Genomic DNA, 515 nt, shown 5'->3' on the forward strand with positions numbered 1-515 from the left:
GGAATCAACAGGTTAGCCTCGGGATTGGCGATAGCACGCCGGGCGGAGAGGCGAAAATCGTCGCTATTTTCCCCGACCGCCTGATTGTTAATTACCGCGGCAGAAATGAGGCTATCCCGCTGTTTAACGACCCGCCCGCCGCCGGCAAAAATAGCGCCGCGCCGCCAGCCCGCCAATTGGCGCAGGAGCTCCGCGCGCAGCCGCAAAATATTCTTCATTACCTCAATATTTCGCCGGTCATGGTTAACGACAAGCTCAGCGGATATCGTCTGAATCCGGGCAAAGACCCGGCGCTATTTCGCCAGGCGGGTCTCAAGGAAAACGATCTGGCGATAGCCCTGAACGGCCTGGATCTTCGCGATAAAGAACAGTCCCGCCAGGCATTAGCCCAGCTACCGGAATTAACTGAAATAACCCTTACCGTTGAACGCGACGGCCAGAAACAAGATATTTATCTAGCCCTGAGGGATGAATAATTGATCATCGCCAACGTCATTCGCCCATTTTCCCTGATG

Annotated in this window: 1 protein-coding gene; it reads left to right on the forward strand. The window is 54.8% G+C overall.

All coding sequences use genetic code 11. The features are described 5' to 3' along the window. On the forward strand, window positions 1-476 hold a 476-nt coding region (gene gspC, locus QSK07_RS22680), incomplete at its 5' end, for a type II secretion system protein GspC (protein WP_285797973.1). Window positions 477-515: the final 39 nt, after the last annotated feature.

Origin of the sequence: Pantoea sp. QMID4 (genome assembly GCF_030270445.1) — a bacterium.
Taxonomy (GTDB): Bacteria; Pseudomonadota; Gammaproteobacteria; order Enterobacterales; family Enterobacteriaceae; genus Pantoea; species Pantoea vagans.